This is a genomic window from Collinsella tanakaei, assembly GCF_030373545.1.
GTDB classification, from domain to species: Bacteria; Actinomycetota; Coriobacteriia; order Coriobacteriales; family Coriobacteriaceae; genus Collinsella; species Collinsella tanakaei_C.
In genome coordinates this window covers 1-20,131 of record NZ_JAUDCO010000015.1, presented here as the reverse complement: position 1 = coordinate 20,131, position 20,131 = coordinate 1, and the positions used below count along the sequence as shown (strand labels likewise).

Genomic DNA, 20,131 nt, shown 5'->3' with positions numbered 1-20,131 from the left:
CCCAACTTCCACGCAATGCGAACTCGAACCTAGCGGATGCGGCGCACCTCGACCTGTGAGCGATACTCCTCCACGTGCGCAAAGTCTCCCTGACCGGCGCACTCCACCACGTTGGCGCCGGTCGCCATCGCAAGGCGCAGCGCGTCCTCGACACAAGAGCGCTCTCGGTACCAGACCGACAGAAACGCTGCGAGCGTGGAGTCACCGGCGCATACCGTGGAGAGCACCTGCACCGACGCGGTGCAGCGTGCATACCATACGCCCGCGCCGTCGCTGAAGTACGCGCCGTTGCCGCCGAGCGTCAACAGCACCGCCTGCGCCCCCGCCGCATGCAAGGCATCCAGTGCACGAACCGCACCCGCATCGTCGCCCGCCGCAACCTCAAGACCGAAGATGTCACGCAGCTCATCGTCGTTGGGTTTGATGAGCAGCGGGCGCTCAGCGAGCAAATCGACAAGCTGGTCCGACGAGATATCGAGCACGACGTCAGCGCCGCGTTCCCCCGCCAAGCGGACGACACGCGCCAGAAAGTCGTCAGAGGTGCCCGGCGGCAGCGATCCCGAGATGGACAGGCACTCAAGGTCGTCGAGCGATTCGACTAAGCGCAGCATGGCCTCCTCGTCGCCAGGGGTGATCGCGGCACCTGCGTTCACCATGTTGTACTCGCAGTCCACGGCATTCAGGAACACATTGACGCGCGTGATACCGTCGGTCCATACCGGATGGACCTCCACGCCCTTGGCACGTGCGCCATCTACGATATAGCGCCCCGAGAATCCCGCGAAGAACCCCAAGATCGCCGTGTCCACGCCAAAGTGATGCAGGGCAAACGAAACATTCAGCCCTTTGCCGTTGGGGCTATACACCGCATCGCGCGTGCGGGTCACGCAGTTGGGCGCCAAGCCATCGCAGGAGATGTTGTAGTCGATCGCCGGGTTGGCGGTCAGGGTATAGATCATGGTCGCTCCTCGGAAGTGAACGGCGCACATAGCCCGCGCGCCGTCTCGGCGCATCACAACGAGAACCGCCCCGCCATCGGTGCGCGACGGCGGGGCGGCAACATGAAAGCAGCTCTCCGTGCAGCTTAGCGCGTCAGCTTCTCCACGCTGATGCGGCGGCTGTACTCGTCGACGTGGCTGAAGTCGCCCAGACCGACGCTCTCGGCGACGTTAGCGCCGGTGGCCAGCGCGAGCTTGAGCGCCTCCTCGACGTTGTCGCGGTTGTCGTACCACTTGTACAGGAATGCAGCGAGCGTGCAGTCACCAGCGCAGACGGAGGACACGAGCTTGATGTTGAACTCACGGCGGGCGTACCAGATATCCTCACCGTTGGAGAAGTAGGCGCTACCGCGGCTACCCATGGTGAGCAGGACGTTCTGAACGCCGGACTCGTGCGCCAGGGCAAGTGCGCGCTTGGCGTCATCGTGCGTGTCGATGCGCACGCCGTAGATCTCGCGCATCTCGTGGTGGTTCGGCTTGATGAGCAGCGGCTTCTTGGAGCACAGCTCCTTGAGCTTGGAGCTCGAGAGGTCGAGGACGACGTCGGCGTTGTGCGCCTGGGCGTGCGTGACGACCTGATCGAGGAAGTCGGCGGAAGCGCGCGGCGGCACCGAACCGGACACGATCAGGCAGTCGAGGCTGCCCGCGGTGTCGAGGATCTTGTAGAGCTCCTGCTCGCCCTGGGGCGTCAGCGGGGCGCCGGGATTCAGCACGCCGTACTCGTTCTCGCCGTCGTTGAGGTAGGTGTTGATGCGGGTGATGCCGTCGATCCACACCGGGCGGCACAGGCAGCCCATGTTCATGGTCTCCTCGACGATGTACTTGCCCGTGAAGCCGGCGAAGAAGCCGAGCGCAACCGAGTCGACGCCGAACTTCTTGAGAGCGAACGACACGTCGAGGCCCTTGCCGTTGGGCGTGTAGCTGGCGGAGCCGGAGCGGATGTTCTCGTTGGGCACAAGCGGGCCGCACGAGACGGTCATGTCCACAGCCGGGTTGGCAGTGAGCGTATAGAACATGTTCTCCCCTTTCCAAGGAGACCGCGCGGCGCCCGGTTCGATCCGGGGCCACGCGGTCACGTAAGACGTTATCTGAGGCGCGCTGCAACCATAACGTTTACGAAACGCTTACTTCTGGTTCGCCTCGAGCAGGGCCTTGACCTCGTCGGCCGTGGAGCATGCGAGCGCCTTCTCGGCGAGCTCCTGAGCCTCGGCGACGGTCCACTGCGAGATGGCCTTGCGGGTGCGCAGGATGCTGGGCGCGGAGGTGGAGAACTCGTCCATGCCCCACGCGATCAGCAGCGGCGTCAGCAGCGGGTCGGCAGCGGCCTCGCCGCACATGCCCACCATAATGCCCTCCTTGACGCCGGCCTCGATGATGTTCTTGATGGCGCGCAGGACCGCCGGATAGTACCAGCTGTACAGGTAGGCCACCTTGTCGTTGCCGCGGTCGGACGCCATGGTGTAGCCGGTCAGGTCGTTGGTGCCGATCGAGAAGAAGTCGGCCTCGCGGGCCAGCAGGTCGGGGATGTTCGCGGAGGCCGCGGTCTCGGTCATGATGCCGACCTCGATGTCCTCGTTGAACTTGCGACCCTCTTCGCGCAGCTCGGCCTTGCAGGTCTCGACAAGCTCCTTGACGGCACGGATCTCCTCGACGCAGGTGACCATGGGGACCATGATCTTGATGTCGCCGAAGGCGCTGGCGCGCAGCAGGGCGCGCAGCTGGACCTTGTACTCGTCAGGGTTGTCGAGGCAGTAGCGGATGGCGCGGTAACCCAGGAAGGGGTTCTCTTCCTTCATGAGCTTGAGATACGGAATCTCCTTGTCGCCGCCCACGTCGAGCGTGCGGATGATGACCGGGGCACCCTTCATGGCAACGGCGACCTTGCGGTAGGCGTCGAACTGCTCCTCCTCGGAGGGCAGCGACTTGGCGTCCATGAACAGGAACTCGGAACGGAACAGGCCGATGGCCTCGGCGTCGTGATCGAGCGCACCCTTCACGTCATCGGGGTTGCCGATGTTGCAGGCCATAATCTTCTTGTAGCCGTCGGCGGTGATCGTCGGCTTGCCGCGGAAGGCCTCGAGCGCGTTCTTCTCGGCGATGTACTCCTCGGCGCGCTTGGTGTAATCGGCCAGCGTCTCCTCGTCGGGATCGGCGATGACGGCGCCCTTGGAGCCGTCGACGATGGCGGTCATGCCGTTGTGCAGCGCACCGCAGGCGTTGGAGACCGACAGGACAGCCGGGATCTCGAGGGCGCGGGCGATGATCGCGGAGTGCGACGTGCGGCCACCGACCTCGGTGACGATACCGGCGACGTTCTTCTTGTCGATCGTGGCCGTCATGGACGGGGTCAGGTCGTGGATGACGATGACGGAGCCGGCGGGCAGCACCGACAGGTCGACGACCGGACGGCCCAGCAGCTCGGCGAGGATGCCGGTGCGGATGTCGGCGATGTCGGCAGCGCGCAGACGGAAGACCTCGTCGTCCATGGCCAAGAACATGTTCTCGAACATGGTGCTGGTCTCGGTCAGGGCCTGCTCGGCGCAGGTGCCGCCGTCGATAGCGGCCATGATGGCGCCACCGAGCTCGGGGTCCTGAGCGAGCGTGACGTGACCGGTCATGATCTCGGCCTCGGCCTCGCCGACGCTCTCCTTCATGTGCTCGGCCTGCGCCTCGGTCTTGGCGCAGAAGGTATCGAGAGCCGCCTGGAAGCGAGCCTTCTCGGCCTCGGTGTCCTCAACCGTATGCGGCGTGAACGTCAGATCGGGCTCAACGGCGACAACAACAGTGCCGATGCCGATGCCCTCGGATGCGTTTACTCCCTCGTACATGGAACTTCCTCTCCGTGCATGCCCGGCGCTCGAACCGGGCCCCCTGCCAAGAACGCGGGCGCCGCGAGCCCGCGACACCCGCGTCCGTATTACCCGTAATGGGAAAACCCCGCCGAGCCGGCGGGGTCATGTGTTCTGAGGGCGTTACTCGCCCAGGCCGCTCTTGATGAGATCGATGGCGGCAGCGAGGGCCTCGTTCTCGTCAGCGCCGTCGCAGCGGATCTCGACCTCGGTGCCGCAAGGGATGCCGGCAGCCATGAGGGCCATGGGGCTCTTGCCGTTGACGTCCTTGTCCGTGGTGTGGACGATGACGTCGCAGGCGAACTTGCCCATCGTGGAGGCGAACAGGCCGGCCGGACGCATGTGCAGACCCTGCGGGTTGATAAGGGTGACCTTCTCAGAAACCATATCTGACTCCTTCGTTGTTCTACGCGCGCCGGCGTGCGGTTCGGCAGCGCGACAAAGTACGAGCCTAGTTTACCGCATCGGGACGCCAACGGGGGCCAAAACGGCGAGAGCGGCAAAAACGTGGGCGCAAGGCCACGCCACGGGCGACTAGACGAATCGTGCGGTGACGAGCGAGGCGATTTCCTCGGGATCGTCGCTCGATTTGACCGAAGCTCGGAAGCCCTCGTCCATGAGGGCATCGGCGAGCTTGGAGAGCAGACGCAGGTGCGCCGCGGCGCCGTGGGACACGGGAACGAGCAGGGCTATGGCGACATGAACGGGCAGCTCGTCCATGGTATCCCAGCCCTCGATGCCATCCGCATCCTTTACGACCAGGACCGAGACGCACTCAATGGTCTCAGCCTTCGCGTGAGGAATCGCGAAGCCGTCCATCATGCCGGTCGTGCCCTCGACCTCGCGCCTGAGAAGCGCCTCTTTAAGCTCGTTGGCGTCGTGCGCCAAACCGAGTTCAACCGCGCGCCGCGCGATGAAATCCAGCGCACCGTCGCGATCTGCCAAGCTCTGATCTGTAGCGACATGGCACTCGGGCACCGGACCGGCGACCTCGGGGGCGTCCCCGCGGTCGGCGATGGCGCGCTGAGCGCGCTGCGCCAGCGAGGCGGTGGCGGCTGCGATGTCGAGACGCTTGAGCATCGATACCCTTTCCGTGCGATGCGGGCCGGTCAGCAAACGGGCGGACGCAAGCGCCCGCCCGTGCCTGATTGCAAGGTGCGCCATGTCGGATTCGAACCAACGACCTTGGGATTAGAAGTCCCCTGCTCTATCCAGCTGAGCTAATGGCGCATGCGAGAACAGTATAGACGATTGGACGCCGCGCGCGAGGGAGGATGGGAGGACATGGCTGCCGCGCGAGGGAAGATGGGGGGGGGACACGGCTGCCGCACGCGCCCTATCTTACGCGGAGCATGCTTGCCCATCTGCGCGATCGGGCGGCCGGCGCACGGCGGCCCGTGCGCCGGCTTATGACGAACAATGCGGGCCGACGGCACGATCGGGATGCACCGCATTGCCGTCCGTGCGCTCCGCTTCAGGCACGACGCGGCAGCCTGTTCGCGCCCACATGCGGGATGCGGCGACCCGCTCGTCTTCGCGTGCGAGATGCGCCGGCCCCGCTGCCCCCACATGTGGCATGTCGCCGTGCATCGCGCGACTCGCGGCTCGCGCAATCCTTACGCAGGGCGGTCTCTGTAACGGACACACGATGCGAGCTGCAATGAAACCGTAAGCATATCCTTGCGAATCTCTTAGGGTCGAATCCGTCGCGTTAAAACAGGGAACCAGTAGACGAAACGAGTCGTCTGGATTGGAGCCTGATGGACGAGACCTCGATGCGCACCTCGATCGCTGTGCTCATACCCTGCTACAACGAGGCGCAGACCGTGGCCAAGGTCGTGCATGACTTTGCCCGCGAGCTGCCCGAGGCAGCTATATATGTATACGACAACAACTCGACCGACGGGACCGCCGAGCTTGCGCGCGACGCGGGGGCGATCGTGCTTCACGAGTCGCGCCAGGGCAAGGGCAACGTCGTTCGCCAGATGTTTCGCGACATCGAGGCGGACTGCTACCTGATGGTGGACGGCGACGACACCTACCCCGCGCAAGCGGCGCGCGCCCTGTGCGATCCCATCTTGGAGGGACAGGCGGACATGACCGTGGGCGACCGCCTGTCCAACGGCACGTACGCCGAGCAGAACAAGCGCGCCTTTCACGGCTTTGGCAACAACCTCGTGCGGTTCATGATCAAGTGGATCTACGGCTATGCGTTCGACGACGTCATGACCGGGTACCGCGCGTTCTCGCGCACCTTCGTGAAGACGTTTCCCGTGCTCTCGGAGGGCTTTCAGATCGAGACCGAGCTGTCCATCCATGCGGTCGACCGGCGCTGGCGCATCCTCGATGTGCCCATCGAATACCGCGATCGACCGGCGGGTTCGGAGTCGAAGCTTGCCACCATCCCCGACGGGATCAAGGTCATGATGACCATCGGCTCGCTGTTTAAAAACTACCGTCCGCTGAAGTTCTTCACGCTGGTCGCCCTGGTCTTCCTGGCGCTTGGCCTCATCGCCGGCGTGCCGGTCATCCTCGAGTTTTTGCACACCGGCCTTGTGCCCCGCCTGCCGACGGCGCTGCTCGCCGCAGGACTTGTCTTCCTATGCGGCCTGTCGTTTGCAACCGGCCTCGTCCTCGACTCGGTCGCCAAGATGGACCGCAAGCAGTGGGAGCTCGCCGTGCTGCGCGAAAAGGAGCACGGCGCGCAGGCCTGATACGGCCCGATACATGATGCCTCTCGAGAGCAAAGCACGGTGGCGTGCCCGTGGGCGCGCCACCGTTAGTGCAACCGAACCCCATGGACGCTCGCAATCGGCCGCAGATTATGCCGATGTCGCTCGAGACGGGGCGGAACCCGATGCCTGCGAACGCTCGTGATCGCGATTGTGGTCACGACGATACGATTACTGTCGGCTCGAGGCCCGTGAAGCACGCCGAAAGGGCTGTGCGAGGCCCGTCCGTACTCCTAGCGCACTGTAACACCCTCGATGCCATGCCTATTGGTTATATTTCAGCCCATTATGTACGGGCAGCGCATGAGTCTCGCCTTCCCGGCGGCACGAAGCGATGCCGGGATGACAGGAATCGTCTCTTCGTGACCACGATGACGAAAACGAACGCGCCGCCCCCCGTGCGGCGCCTTGCAAAGCGCGCGGCGCATCATCGCAGACCGAGATAGTCCTCCCAAAACGCACGCGACGCGAAGCGATCGCGTGCGGCGCGCCACGCGCGCCGCACCTCTTTGCGCTCCGAGCGCCAACGTCGCATAAGCGTGCGCTGGCGCTGACGTATCGCACGGAACCGCGCGCGATCCATGTGACGCACGGCGCCCTTCGTGCGCGTGGGATCGAGCACGACAAGCGCCTCGCGGCGCACCGAGGACCCTTCGATCGTCGCTGGCCCGAACTTGACCACGTAGCCCGGACGCCTATCCAACAGAAAGCCTGGCAGATAGTGCTTATCGTAGGGCAGCGTGCGCAGCAGCTTCATGAGCAGACCGCCCGTACGCGGCGCAGACCCCCTACGGCTGAGCACCTCCGGCGTCACGCCGGCCGCCTCAACCACAGCGCGATCCATTTCGGAAACCGCGACCAGGTGCTCGTTGCGCGCCCCAAGCCCTGCCAAACGCGCGGCACCGTCGAGCGACGCCAGGCAATCGGGACCCTTGAGGTAATCCTCGAAGCCGTCGAGCAGCAGCTCGGCAGCACTGTAGTCCAGATCGCGCAAATCCTGACGAATCGTGCGCTGCAGGCGCGCCACAAACATGTCCTCGGAGGCGCAATCGTCCATCGCGATCATGGCCATGAAGTTCCGCACGTACTGATAGCAGTCAACCGACGCGCGGAAGCGCCCCTCAAAGCTCTCGTGCCACACGCAGATACCCGCCATCGTCATGTAGACGGGATCGTTGCGTATGCCAAACTCCACGTCGTCGCAGCGGATGAAAAACGGCATGGGCAAGCCGTTTGCAACGATGGCCGACACTGGAATGCAACTGTACCACCACGCCCCGTAGGCTCGTGGCACCTCTACCGAAGTCCGCTCGCTTACCAGCACATCCCTCAGCTTCGAGACGTCCAGGTCGCCTTTCGCCCGGCGGTACACGCCCGACTCGGCAACATAGGACACGTCCTCGACCTGCCGCGACGGCTCCTCAAGCGACAGCATGGCGCCGTTCAAAAAGGCCTGCCGGTACACCCCCTGCGCAAGCGATAGCAACGCGTGCGTGCGAATAAGGCTCTCCGGCAGGATGCGCACGTCGTCGTCCATGACGATGACGTGGGTAAACGCATCGGGGTCTGCGGTTGCAGCGAGCATGCCGCGCGCGCAGCCGCCCGAGCCGCCCGTATTGGCGTTGGGAATCACCGTGACCATGTCGTCCGACAGCGCCGCGGCATCCAGCGTGCGCCCGTTGTCCACGACGAACATGTGGAACCCGCCCAGCACCGGCAACCCTTCAGTGCGCAGGGCGCGCTTGACGAGCTCCATGTTCGCGGTGATGTAGGCCTCTTTTTGAAACGTGGTCGTGACCAGAGCGATCCGCACCGGGTTCATGCGCGCCGGGTCAGCCGCGGCGTACCAGGCCGCCTCGTGCAGCCAAAGCGACGACCCTTCGGCGGGCCGCAGCTCAAAGCCGACGAAGTCCTCGTCGGCGCAGGGCACCTCGACCTCAACCGCACGCGGCGACGCTGCCGGCGCATCCACCGTGCGCACCTCCACCGTCCGTGCGCTGTCGGCCCCGCAGGCGACGGCGCGCACCGCCAGCTCGCCCGCGCCGCACACTGCAGCGCGCAGCACGACACGTTCCACCCCGGCATAGCGATGCCATTTACCAGCGGAAAACCCGTTGAGATACGTCGTGAAGTCGACCGCCGAGCGCACCTCGAGCGCCTCGCGGCCGGCATCGTAGCGCGCCGCCCCATCTGCTCCGCGATAGTACAGCTCGGGATGGTCGACAGCGTGCCCATCGACGCACACGAGAACGTTGGCAAGCTTTACGTCACGTGTCATACCATGTCCTTCAAACTGCAACCGAACCGTCCGCGCCGCCGAAGCCGCCGGAACAACTCGATCGCCATCCTGCCCCACGGCCGCAATCACGCCATCTTGAGATAGCGCTTCCAGAACGCCGCCGAGGTTAGCTCGCCACGGCGCTCGCGGTACGCACGGATGACGTCTTTGCCGCAACGCCTGAACTGCCTCAGGTCCGCCTTGTAGCGCTTGACGATCTGTGCGTAGCGCTCGGGATCCTTGATGCGGATAGCGCCGCAGCGGTTATGCCAGTCGATGATGATCAAGTACTTCTTGCCGCGGATGACGCCTGCCGGGTACACCCAGCCCTCCACCGGAATGACCGCGTAGCCCTCGCCCTCGTTGACAAAAAGCTTCTGGCGGTTGTCGGTGGCAAAGTCGCTCAGGCGCTCGACCAGGCCGCGCGCCCGGTCGGAGTCGATGAACTGCCGGTCGATACGGGAGATGTAGAAGTCCGTCAGCCCCAGCTCGTGCGCCTGCGCCTCGAGCTCCTCAAATGGCACCAGCCGCTCCTTCATGCGGTTGGAATCCATGAACGTCCTTTCGGCCACGCCGGGCGTCGCCAGATAGTCGGGGCCCTTCATGAAGTCCTCGAAGCCATCAAGGCACAGCTCGGCGTTCTCGTAGCCAAACTTCTTGAGCTCCAGGCGAATGTTGTTGTGCAGCTCGTCCAAGAAGCCCTCTTTGGGCGCATGGCCGGCGGTGCACAGGGCGATCATGGTGTTGCGCGTGGTCTGGTAGCGCTCGACCGCCGCGTTGTAGCGCGCGTTGAACGGCATGTGCCAGACGCACAGCCCGCTCATGGTCATGAGCGTCGGCGCGCAGCGCACCCCGAACTCCACGTCGTCAAAGCGCACGAACACCGGCAACGGCAGGCCGTGGCGCTCGATCGCGGTCACGGGAATGCAGCAGTACCACCAGGCGGCATAGCGCTGACGAAGAGCCGCCACGTCCTTGGGCACGCGGAACAGCTCGTTGTAGACCAGGTCCTCGAACCTCGTCAGGCGCAGCGGCGGCTTGGCGGGCGCGAGCAGGCCGTTGGGCGCGAGCAGACCGGTGTCCTCCCACTGCTCGTCGGCGATCTCGTAGTTGAGCATGGCGCCGCTCACGAACGCATCGGCGTATTCGTCGTTGACGAGACGCAGCAGGTTGTAGGTGCGCTTGATGCTTTCGGGCGAGACGGCGACGTCGTCGTCCATGAGCAGCACGTGCGTGGCGCGAGGCTCCTGCTCCATGGCCTCGATCATCCCGCGCGCAAAGCCGCCGGCTCCGCCGACGTTGTCGTTGGGCGAGATAAAGACGTGCTCGCTCTGCAGGCGCTCGACATCCAGGGTGCGGCCGTTGTCGACCACGCGCATGGTGAAGTGATGAGCGATGTCCTCATCCGACTCCAGGATGCTGCGCTTGATAGCGGCGATATTGGCCTCGATGAACTCCTCTTTCTTAAAGGTCGTCGTCGCCAGGCACAGCTCCACGTCGCGCAGGGGCGCCGCGGGCTCGAGCGCGTAGTAGCACGCACCCACGTACACCGGGCCGTCGCAGGCGAGCTCGAAGCCGGCGAGCACCGCGTCGTAGCCCACCGAGAGCTCGAAGTCGTAGGTCGCCCATTCATCAGAAGCGGGGATCTGCACGGCGGTGTGCTCGAGCACCGTTGGGCGCGCGGAGAAGGCGTCGCCCGTCGTCTGACGGTAGACGCACGAGGCGCCCCTGAGCTCCAAATGGACGAAGAAGCGGCTCGCCGATGTGTAGCGCCGAAGCTTGAGAACCGACAGCGCGTTAAAGTAGGTCGTGAAGTCGTAGGTGCCCGCGCCGTACAGGCACCACTCCCCCGCCCGCTCGTCAAAGAAGACCGGGCGATCGGAGCGGCAATACAGGCCAGGATGGCTTACGGCACGCGGGTTTTGCTCGAGGATGATGTTCGCAAACTTGAACAGAGTCATGGATACTCCAGCAGGTAGTGGACCGATGCGAGCAATGATACCCACCGCGCGCGCAGGATTATTCTCGTCGGCACACGATGACATACCCCTTACACGCACGTGACGATACCGTGTGCGTTTCCCGGGTCGGCGCCTTACAGAACGTTGATGTATTTGCAGGCTTTGAAGAGGTGCGAGTGTGCACCGAGCGGAACGATGCCGCATGGGTACAGTGGTTCAGATGAAGCGAGCCCATCTCCGCCTGCCTGCGAGTACGGGCGAAACATGGGATGAAACGAACACGTCCCCAACCAACCCCTACGGAAGGCGAGCATGAATTTGAAGCTGTTTTGCGCCAAACGCACGAGCTATCTTGTCGCACTTGGTGTGCTCTCCTGCGCGCTGGCGGCGCTGAGCATCATCGCCGACGGGTACCGGGCGGGCAACTCCATAGCCGCACTCGTGCCGCTCTACGGATCGGTTGCGGGCGTTGCCGTCGCGGGCGCCAAGCAGGCGCTGCTCATCTTTGCGATCGGCGTCGGCTTGGGATACCTGTGGGAGCACGGCAGGCGGAACGGCACCGGTGACGACAGCCCAGCCGACACAGGGTGCGGGGCGCACGCCCGTGCGGCCGGCGACGAACCCCGTCCGTGGAACGTGCGCCTCGCGCTTATCGCCGCAGCCATCATCTTTGTGGCCTGGCTCCCCTGGATCGTGACGCACGCCCCGGGCACCATGCGCGACGACACCTTCCCCCAAGCCCTGCAATGGTTTGGCATCTACCCCTACTACACGCAGCATCCGGTCACGGACACGGTGATATTCGGGCTGTTCTGGTCGCTGGGCGACCTGCTCGGGTCCCGCGGACTGGGTCTGTTGTGCTACATCGTGGTTCAGGCGGCAGTGACGTCGCTGCTGTTTGGCGCCGTGGCCGCCTACCTGGATCGCGTGGGCGCGCCACGGCTGCTCATCGTGCTCGCCATCGTCTACTACGCGTTCTCGCGCGTCATCTACCAGCCGGTAGACACGATGTCCAAAGACGCGCTGAACGGTATGGCGTTCGTGGCGTTTTGCGTGTTGTTCTTTGAGGCGGTCCGCAGCGATTTCGCGCACCTGCGCTCCTGGCGCTTCTGCGCGGCGCTGTGCGCGAGCATCGTGCTGTGCGCCGTGACCAAGCGCACCATGCTCTACGTGATCGTGCTTGCCGTGGCGGCGACGATCGTCGTTCGACTCGTGCAGCGGCGGCCCGTGCGGCGGCTTGCGCTGAGCGTCGGGAGCTCGATCGTCATCGCGCTCGGTGTGTGGAACCCGCTGGTAAACGCCATCGTGAGTGCGGAGGCAAACCCTACGTATGAGATGTACTCCGTACCCGTGCAGCAGATTGCGCGCACGCTGCGGGAGCATCCGGACGCGCTTGATGCGAGCGATCGCGAGCGTCTCGAAGACTTTTTGGATGTGGAGCGCGCCTGCGAGGTGTACAATCCGTGGCGCTCAGACGAGGCAACATGGTGTGTCGTGAATGCGAGCCGCTTTCCGGCGTGCGCGGATATATGGCTCAAGCTGGGGCTGGAGTACCCCGGGTCGTATGCGGCGGCGGTGATGAACCTGACCGCCAACTGGTTCTCGCTCAACGCGACCATCGATTACGGACACGACGCGCAAGCTGAGCTGTTCACGCCCGAGCGCATGGATGCCTGGGAGAGCTTCTTCAGCTCTCGTGCAGAACTGGAGAGCTTCGTGGAGACGCTCGACTTGACGCAGACCGAAGGCCTTGCCGGCGCCCGCGCCGCGCTGGAAAGGTTGGATGCCGCCCAACGCAGCCTGGCGCCGATCAGCAGCTACGCCCTGTGGTGCACCGTGCTGCCACTCGTAACGCTCGTCTACTGCCTGTGCTGCGTAAGGGGCCGCGGCGCCGTGGTGGCGTGTGTCAGCCTGCTTGCCGTGTCCGCAGCGCTGCTGGTGTCATTCTTGGTGGGCCCAATCGCGCTGTACTGGTACACCATACCGTCCGTGTATATCGTACCGCTCGTGGTGGCCGTGCCGTTTGTGTCGAGGGGCGTGGAGGTTCTAAACAAGCAAGTCATGTAGACGACGTCTTCAGTGCGATGCACTAAAGCGTGCCCAGTTTTGCCACGTACTTGCGAATCACATCAACAAGAACGTCGACATCGGTAAAGTTGTCTTCGTTTTGGTTGGTCGCACGCCAGCGTCTCGCATTTGCCAAAGCCGTATCGGTCAACGAAAGCAGCTTGTCCATCGCGCAGGCATCGAGCCTTTTGGACTTTGAAGAATAGCCCGGCAGGTACTTTCCTAGGTGGTTCGCAGATGTCTGTACATCCTGACGTGGCGGATTCGCCTCAAAGTGAAGTAGCAGCCATCGCTCAAAAGAGGCAGAGCTTATTGCCCACTGGACAACCGACGTGCTCTCGCTCTTTGACGAAAAGCCTTCATCCGCGCGCTTCGCAAACCCCTTCCAGTCAGCTTTCCACTCAGTATCGGCAACGCCCCAGAACTGATCGAAAGAAACATCAGGCAGACCGCGCCTGTGGCCAGATTTTGCTTTTCGCAGCCAATCGGCTATTTCAGAAATAGCCGTCCCCTCGCTGCGAAAAACATGCAGCAGCGTCTTTGGAATATGATATGCACTCCGCAGGCCCTTAAAGTAGCCAAGCTCGGTTTCGCCCTCGACGCACATGCACAGGGCAAGCCGCCCAGACTTGCTCGGCGCGCCCCTCCTACCAACACGAGCCATGGCTGGTCCTGCCGACGAGGCGGTTGGGCACCGAGTAGCGCATGCGGTCGCACTGGACGTGGTAGTCGGGCGACACCTTGCACCGGCGCCACTCGTACAGCTCGAAGGGCTCTGCCGGCAGCGGGTTCAGCGCGGCCCTCTCCTCGCCGAAGAAGGCGTCGTCCCGGCAGCCCTCGCGCCTGGAGAAGGGGCGGGCGTTGAGCGCGTCGACGAGGCGGCGCACCTCGGCGTTCAGCTCATCGAAGGACGTGAACCTCTCCTCGGCCGGCGGCGCGAGCACCCACGTCTCGCAAAGGTCGACCGCCTTCTCGGCGGCCGCCTTGTCCCTGGGCCTCCGGGCACGCGCCGGAACCACCGCGCATCCGTAGTGCTCGGCCATCTCGAGGTAGGCGTCGTTGATCTTGATCGGCTCCGACTTGCGGCGCCTGTCGGTGGCGGTGGCGCACCTGTCGGGCACGAGGATGTCGGGCACGCCGCCGGCCGCCTGGAACGCGTGCACGTGGGCCGATATCCAGGACCGGCTGCGCATGTCGGGGAAGCACTCCGCATGCACCCACGCCGACCAGGGGAACGACGCCACGAACAGGTACGCCGGCGACCGTTTTCCCGTCACGGGGTCGAAGGCCGAGGCGGTGAGCCCGGCCCAGTCCACGAGCATCGTCCTGCCGGGCTCGTGCGCGATGCGCGCGACGAGGTCGTGCACGCCGGCGTACTCGCCGACCCTCCTGCAGAAGCCCGAGTAGCCGTAGAGTCTCTTGCCGCCGGGGTTACAATCGCAGTAGCGCGCCCACTGCAGCGCGAGGGTCATCTTCGGCACCCGCGCGAGCTGGTCGCAGACGCGCGCGTAGTCGTCTTCGCCGCGCTTCCCACGGCCGTCGGCGAAGAGGCCCGATACCTCGGCGTCGGTCATCGACTCCAGCCTCTCCTGGCCGATCCGCTCCTCCGCCATCTTGGCCGCGCACTTCGCGACCGTCGCCTTGCTGCACCTCAGGGCGCGGGCGGCCTCGTTCCAGCTCACCCCCTTCAGCAGCTGACGCATGATTTCCTTCTCAGTGGCCATACGGGCCTCCCTCCAACGGGCGAGGGCGCCCGGATGGCGCCCTCCTCGCTGAAAGGTTATCGGGTTCAACGGCCGGCACCGCATATGTGGAACGGCGGTACCGCTCTTGTAGAACGCCGGTACGAACTAGGTGCAGTACTCAGTTGTCCACCTCCTCATCGATAAGACCGTTGAGCGTGTTACCGACGGCCCTCCTGACGAGTTCACGCAAGTCGAGTCTTCAGGCCCCTCCTCGTTCAATGCTCCGATTGGCCCGGGCATGACATCATTCCAATATGCTTCTTGTCTAGACAATTAAGTATACCGGGCCGGGCTCCTCTCTCAAACTGGACGCCGCTCCGCCGTCAAGGTAGGCCGAAACCAATATGTTGCCCTCTCCAAAGAATCTTTCCTGTAAGCAACCCTGAAGTAAAGTGACCGCCGACTCAATTACCTCTAATAATCGGTTTCCAGCTCAATGACAAAAGCTTTTTCGAAAGCCACGTTAGAGACGGAACAGTAGACACAAAACAAGTGGCAAAAGATAAAAGCAACAAGATGCACAGGGTCAGGCAGGCACTATCGATGCTTCCAAGCATCAGATCATAAAAACCACCTATTTGCAGAGCTCCTCTAACAAATCGATGCAAAATATATATTTGAAGTGTTCTTTCTCCCAGAAACTTTAGCAGCCTATTCCTCTTTGGCGCAGCAGCGATACACCCTATAGATAGGGCAATTCCAAGAAGGTTAAGGATGATGTATCCAATTACGGCATTAAGTATGGGCAAATTTCCTGACGTATTTCCGTAAACCAGAAAGAAATAGTCAGAGATGCTTTCCCGAATACACAGAAAGATGCCTGTTGCAAATACTGCGAAAACAATTGCGAAAACTCGAACTTTACTATCACGGATTTTTGAAAGATCTGAAGTACTTAAATAGTATCCGCCAAAATAATACGGAAGGAAATGTGCCGTCCTACTTAAAGCTAAAAAATCGGTTTGTTCATGCTGAACGGTAGAAATCAGGCTTATAACTACAGCGATTGTTATACCATATGCTGGCTTAAGACGATCGAAGAAAGGCACTAGAATCATCCAAGATGCAAGACAAATGACATACCACGGTGCGGAAGAGAACGAAAGCAGCGAAGTGAGGGAAAGACTAGAACCCTCCATTAACCGCAAAAAGAAGCCATAGAGAATCCCGATCAAACAATATGTCAGGATTTTATTAATTCGTAAATGGCCTGAGCCATCAATCACATGCTTGCCGAATAAACCTGAAACAAATACAAAGAGGGGCATGTGAAACATGTAGATTGTATCATAAGTTATGCTAATTGGCTCGCCAACCTTATGAACCGGAAGTATAAAATGACCAACAACAACCAATACGATGAGGATTCCCTTAAGAGAGTCCAGCCATTCGACCCTTGTTCTACTAACTTCGGAGCTAGACATACGCGCCCGCCTCTTTCACGAACACTCAGTACTGCAATGCCATAACTATCGATGCAACAAATTAAACGGTCAAGCCTTCCCATTTTGTCGCGAAATAACGCAGCCACTTTTCAACGCAATATCCTTAAAAATAAGCGAGGCCTAGTCCGAAATAGCTCGAAAAAGGCCTCGCCAATCTATTCATCAGAATATATTATGAAAAGACTTTCTCGAAAATCTTCCTAGAAGCCTCTCCTCGCTCAAAAGAGCAGAAGCTGTCCCTAAAGCGACGATACGCATCGGCATATCTAGCACGAGTATCGCTAAGGTGAACAATGGCATCAATGACGTCTTCGGTCGTGGAGAGCAGCGGCCCAGGAGCCTCGGCTTCGAAATCGAGATTGAAGCCCCTCAGACGATCGCGATACTCCTCAAGATCATACGTATAGAAAAGAAGAGGTCGGTTGAGGACCGCATAGTCAAACATCAAAGAAGAGTAGTCAGTAATCGCGATATCTGAAATCAAAAACAGCTCTTCCATGCTGTTGATGAAACTAAGATTTACAACTCGCGAATCAAGCGAGGCCTCATCAAGGCCCGCAAGAGCAAACTGATGGACCCTGAGACCTATCTGATACTCATCGCCAAGCGCGTCGGCCATAGCCCCGAGGTCAAGACGGAGATCGAACTGGTCCCTCTTCCTCCAAGTCGGAGCGTATAGTATGAGCTTCTTATCGGTATCGATACCATACTTCTTCTTGAGCATGGCTATATCCTCTGGAGTGTTCATCTCAAAAAGAATGTCATTTCGAGGATACCCAGTTTCAAGGTACTTCTTCCTAAATGCGTAGCAGGAACGCGTAATGTCTTCCGCACGCTTGCTTTGAACCACAAGATAGTCCCAGCGATTGCATCGACGCAGGAATTTATCAACGTCCTTCTGAGTCGGCAGCTCGCCGGGTACATCCAGCCCCAACGTTTTGAGGGGGGTTCCATGCATGGTCTGAATCTCAATCTGGCCATTCTTCTTCTCATATGCGTCAATGAAATTGACGTTGTTGACCAGATACTTCGTTCTAGACATCACATAGAAGTATCTCCAGGAACCCTTGACGACCTTCGTCGCGGGCCCCTCAACGGGGATTCTTAGATCGTTAAGAGACCAGATTGAATGGTACTCAGGATGCTCAGAAGTGATGTAGCGATACAGCGCTCCGGGGTTGCAGTCTGTCTTTGCTCCCCAAGACGACTCAAACACTACCCATTTCTTCTTGAGCGGAAGGAGTCTCATAATGGGATAGAGATACTTCCTCACAAGACGGCGATTTCTCTTGGTCCTGTCCAGGAACTCGGGCAGATACTTTACCCAGAGACCAAAGTATGTCGTTCTAAAAGCAAACGTGTAGCTGTACGAATCGCATTGCACATTGTGAAGAACGTCGGATTTGTCCATTAAGCAGTACACGGGTAGAGATCCGTGCAACCCGGACCCGCTGTCATAATTGACGCGCAATTCATACGTATCAGCCCTAAGAAGCTCGACCTGATCCGGGGACGTGAAGTCTATGCGAGCGCTGATTGAAGAATTCTGTCGGTCCCCAGGCACAGATTCAAAAGGAATCCGGGTCCTCGCGCCATACCTTTTTCCGACAAACTCAACAGAGCTAACCGTCTGCGCAACACCATCTGGCAGTTCGATGTCGATACGCTCAGTTAGACCATCATTCACGCTGCTTGCGAGACAGCCGGGCTGAAGAATCTGAATACCGAGCCTTCCGTCAACAGTCGCAACGTAATGCAGGTACCTCCCATCCCCCATCTTTGAGAAAACGGGCATGGTGCAGAGGTACGGGTAGTCGAGCACAGTCCACGACTCAAGAGAATCATCAATTGGAAGAGATTCGTGGGACCCGTCAGAAAAAGAAACAGAGATCTCTTCACGAGAGAGGGCTTCGACATCTTCAGCTAGGGAAATGCAGGTAGTAATATCAAGGCACAAATCGAAGTTGAGGTCGTAATCAACGCTGATACGCTTATTGCCAACTCCAATAGCGTAAGGCCGGACATCAGTACCCTTATTTGGATTACCGATTCGCTGTGTGTTGCAGGTCAAACCAGGAATTGAGTAGTTGAAGGAGATCCGATACCTTCCGTCAGGCAACGACGCAAGACTACTGGGAGCAATCTCAAGGGAGTACGCATTAGGATTATGCACACGTCTTACTACTCTATGATATGCCCTACTGATTTGGACAGATGAGGTCTTGCCGGTTGATTCAAGATGAGCCTCACAAGCCAATACTGCCTCACCGGCAGCATTGATAATGTTCGCGCTCATTGCAACAGAGTCGGGGTCCTTGGTATTAATCCTAGGAACGAACATCTTTCCAGAAATAGTAATTCGATCAGCATCAAGCCTGACCGCTTTAATGTCGGACTTAGCCCCAGAATTCTTAAGCTCTTCCGTCATAGAAAAGAGATTACGATCATCAACCTTGAATGGGAAGTTGCCGTAGTAATTCCCATCCGAATCAAGACGTACCCCCAGGGTCTTCATACCCAGCTTCTCAAACTGAAGGACGTCCAGGACGGACTGAACATCACGCTTAGAGATGTAGTAATACTTGAGTCGGTCAATGGCCCTGATGCGTTCAAATGCGCGGGCATCAACACGAGGCAGATAATCGGCAAGGGCGTCGACCAGCGTCTTGCGATACTCATCATCGGCGCTAGCCAGCCTGTTGATGTACATCTTAAAATCAAGGTCAAGCCACTTAGTATCCTTGTAAAGATGCTGGTCGCGATCGCTAATGTTTTCATCAAAAAATGCGTCAACCATCTTCATAACGGCAAGCCTGTCAAGGAAGTTTGAGATTTCCTCCCTGCGCTGGGTAATTGAGGCCGAAGCTCCATCGCGAGCACGCCAGAGATAAACGACCTTGTTTAGGTAGGAAACGTTACGAGCCTTATAGTGGGCAGGGATAGTAACTGGAATGTCTTCATAAAGAATTCCCTCTGCCCAGTGAAGCTTCTCACGAAGATAGAACTCACGGTTGAAAAGCTTGTTCCAAGACGTAGAGTCGTAGAGGAGATCGGGGTTCTTCGTGATGTGCATGACCTCAGTGGCGTTCCTAAACGCTCGACGATGAAGGCCGCTTGAGAATGACTTCTTGGAATTAAACCTACGCACGTCACCGAGGACAATATCGCTATGGTTCTTCTCACCTAGCAGATACATCTCCTCGTAAGCATAATCCGGAACTATATCGTCAGAGTCAACGAAACAGATGTATTTTCCGTTGGCAAATGTAGCCCCGAAATTTCTGGCATGCCCCAAGCCAGCGTTGGGAATGTGAAAGCAACGAATATTAGGGTGCGCGTCAGCGTAACGCTGCGCGATGTCCCCGCTGCTATCAGTGGAGCCGTCATCGACAAGAATAATCTCTAAATCAGAAATTGTTTGGGCAATCAGGGAATCAAGGCACTCTTCGAGATACTCTTCGATATTGAAAATTGGAACGATAGCGCTGACCTTAACCACGAAATGCACCCCACAAAACCCTACAGAACAAATGTCGGAAAACAGACGATTTCTTATGATACACAGGATGAGACGTATTCGCCATTCCATGGAAAGACATCGTATACAGAACAGAAGTGCATGGATTTGTAAGCTTGCCAGAAAACCTCTGAACCAAAAAGCGGAAATCGAAAACTTGAATGTAGCCTCTCCTCAAAGGCGAGAAGACCAACCAGCTTATTGAGATAGCACGACTGAAATAGCGTAAAGGGTTTCTATTTGAGCAGACAGAATGAATTGGGAAACATAGGCGTATTCTAAGTTCACTTATATTGAAGAATAGCTGATTTGGAGAACGTATTATATATTGATTTTTTTTAGGAACACTACAGATAATAATCCAAAAGGACTTGAAGAACTAATGAACTCAGCTACGGACCCACCCGCAGTAAGTATCCTTAGAGAACCTATTTATTCTTTCGAAGGGAACCGAAGCCGACCATGAAGGCCATCATACCCGCGGCGGGCCTGGGCACCCGCTTTTTGCCCTCCACCAAGTGCACCCCCAAGGAGATGCT

13 protein-coding genes and 1 tRNA gene are annotated in these 20,131 nt (G+C 59.6%); 2 read left to right on the top strand and 12 right to left on the bottom strand.

Going from position 1 to position 20,131, the window contains the following annotated elements; translation table 11 throughout:
• Nucleotides 1–29 precede the first annotated feature (29 nt).
• The 6 genes from QUW00_RS09105 to QUW00_RS09080 all read right to left on the bottom strand — a co-directional run bounded on the left by QUW00_RS09105 (nt 30) and on the right by QUW00_RS09080 (nt 5,077).
• Complete coding sequence (locus QUW00_RS09105; protein WP_289614065.1) at nt 30–959, bottom strand: 1-phosphofructokinase family hexose kinase; 930 nt, start codon at nt 957–959, stop codon at nt 30–32.
• 125 nt (nt 960–1,084) lie between these two features.
• Nucleotides 1,085–2,014 carry a 1-phosphofructokinase family hexose kinase gene (locus tag QUW00_RS09100; protein WP_289614064.1) on the bottom strand — a complete coding sequence of 310 codons (930 nt, stop codon included), beginning with the start codon at nt 2,012–2,014 and terminating at the stop codon, nt 1,085–1,087.
• Nucleotides 2,015–2,122: 108 nt separating this feature from the next.
• A complete protein-coding gene (gene ptsP, locus QUW00_RS09095) occupies nt 2,123–3,826 on the bottom strand; it encodes a phosphoenolpyruvate--protein phosphotransferase (protein WP_289614063.1) in 1,704 nt (567 codons plus the stop codon).
• Between the two features lie 144 nt (nt 3,827–3,970).
• Nucleotides 3,971–4,234: an HPr family phosphocarrier protein gene (locus QUW00_RS09090; RefSeq protein WP_289614062.1), complete on the bottom strand. Its 264-nt coding sequence runs from the start codon at nt 4,232–4,234 to the stop codon at nt 3,971–3,973.
• 147 nt (nt 4,235–4,381) lie between these two features.
• Complete coding sequence (locus QUW00_RS09085) at nt 4,382–4,927, bottom strand: PTS sugar transporter subunit IIA (RefSeq protein WP_289614061.1); 546 nt, start codon at nt 4,925–4,927, stop codon at nt 4,382–4,384.
• A gap of 76 nt (nt 4,928–5,003) precedes the next feature.
• Nucleotides 5,004–5,077 (bottom strand) — tRNA-Arg (locus QUW00_RS09080).
• 530 nt (nt 5,078–5,607) lie between these two features.
• Between QUW00_RS09080 and QUW00_RS09075 the strand changes: the two genes are divergently transcribed.
• A complete protein-coding gene (locus QUW00_RS09075) occupies nt 5,608–6,561 on the top strand; it encodes a glycosyltransferase family 2 protein (RefSeq protein ID WP_289614060.1) in 954 nt (317 codons plus the stop codon).
• A gap of 445 nt (nt 6,562–7,006) precedes the next feature.
• Here QUW00_RS09075 and QUW00_RS09070 read toward each other — a convergent pair whose 3' ends face one another.
• Nucleotides 7,007–8,857 carry a glycosyltransferase gene (locus QUW00_RS09070; protein WP_289614059.1) on the bottom strand — a complete coding sequence of 617 codons (1,851 nt, stop codon included), beginning with the start codon at nt 8,855–8,857 and terminating at the stop codon, nt 7,007–7,009.
• Nucleotides 8,858–8,943: 86 nt separating this feature from the next.
• Nucleotides 8,944–10,818, bottom strand: a complete 1,875-nt coding sequence (locus tag QUW00_RS09065; protein ID WP_289614058.1) for a glycosyltransferase family 2 protein — start codon at nt 10,816–10,818, stop codon at nt 8,944–8,946.
• 312 nt (nt 10,819–11,130) lie between these two features.
• On the opposite strand from QUW00_RS09065, the gene QUW00_RS09060 reads away from it, so the two are divergent.
• Complete coding sequence (locus QUW00_RS09060; RefSeq protein ID WP_289614057.1) at nt 11,131–12,885, top strand: DUF6020 family protein; 1,755 nt, start codon at nt 11,131–11,133, stop codon at nt 12,883–12,885.
• Between the two features lie 22 nt (nt 12,886–12,907).
• On the opposite strand, the gene QUW00_RS09055 is transcribed toward QUW00_RS09060, so the two are convergent.
• The 4 genes from QUW00_RS09055 to QUW00_RS09040 form a co-directional block, all read right to left on the bottom strand.
• Complete coding sequence (locus QUW00_RS09055; RefSeq protein ID WP_289614056.1) at nt 12,908–13,549, bottom strand: RloB family protein; 642 nt, start codon at nt 13,547–13,549, stop codon at nt 12,908–12,910.
• On the bottom strand, nt 13,533–14,609 hold the full coding sequence (istA, locus tag QUW00_RS09050; protein WP_289614055.1) for an IS21 family transposase: 1,077 nt from the start codon (nt 14,607–14,609) through the stop codon (nt 13,533–13,535). Before istA ends, QUW00_RS09055 begins: the two co-directional genes overlap by 17 nt.
• Before the next feature lie 425 nt (nt 14,610–15,034).
• Nucleotides 15,035–16,054 carry an acyltransferase family protein gene (locus QUW00_RS09045; RefSeq protein ID WP_289614054.1) on the bottom strand — a complete coding sequence of 340 codons (1,020 nt, stop codon included), beginning with the start codon at nt 16,052–16,054 and terminating at the stop codon, nt 15,035–15,037.
• A 193-nt stretch (nt 16,055–16,247) separates the two neighbouring features.
• Nucleotides 16,248–19,574, bottom strand: a complete 3,327-nt coding sequence (locus tag QUW00_RS09040; RefSeq protein ID WP_289614053.1) for a bifunctional glycosyltransferase/CDP-glycerol:glycerophosphate glycerophosphotransferase — start codon at nt 19,572–19,574, stop codon at nt 16,248–16,250.
• Nucleotides 19,575–20,131 lie beyond the last annotated feature (557 nt).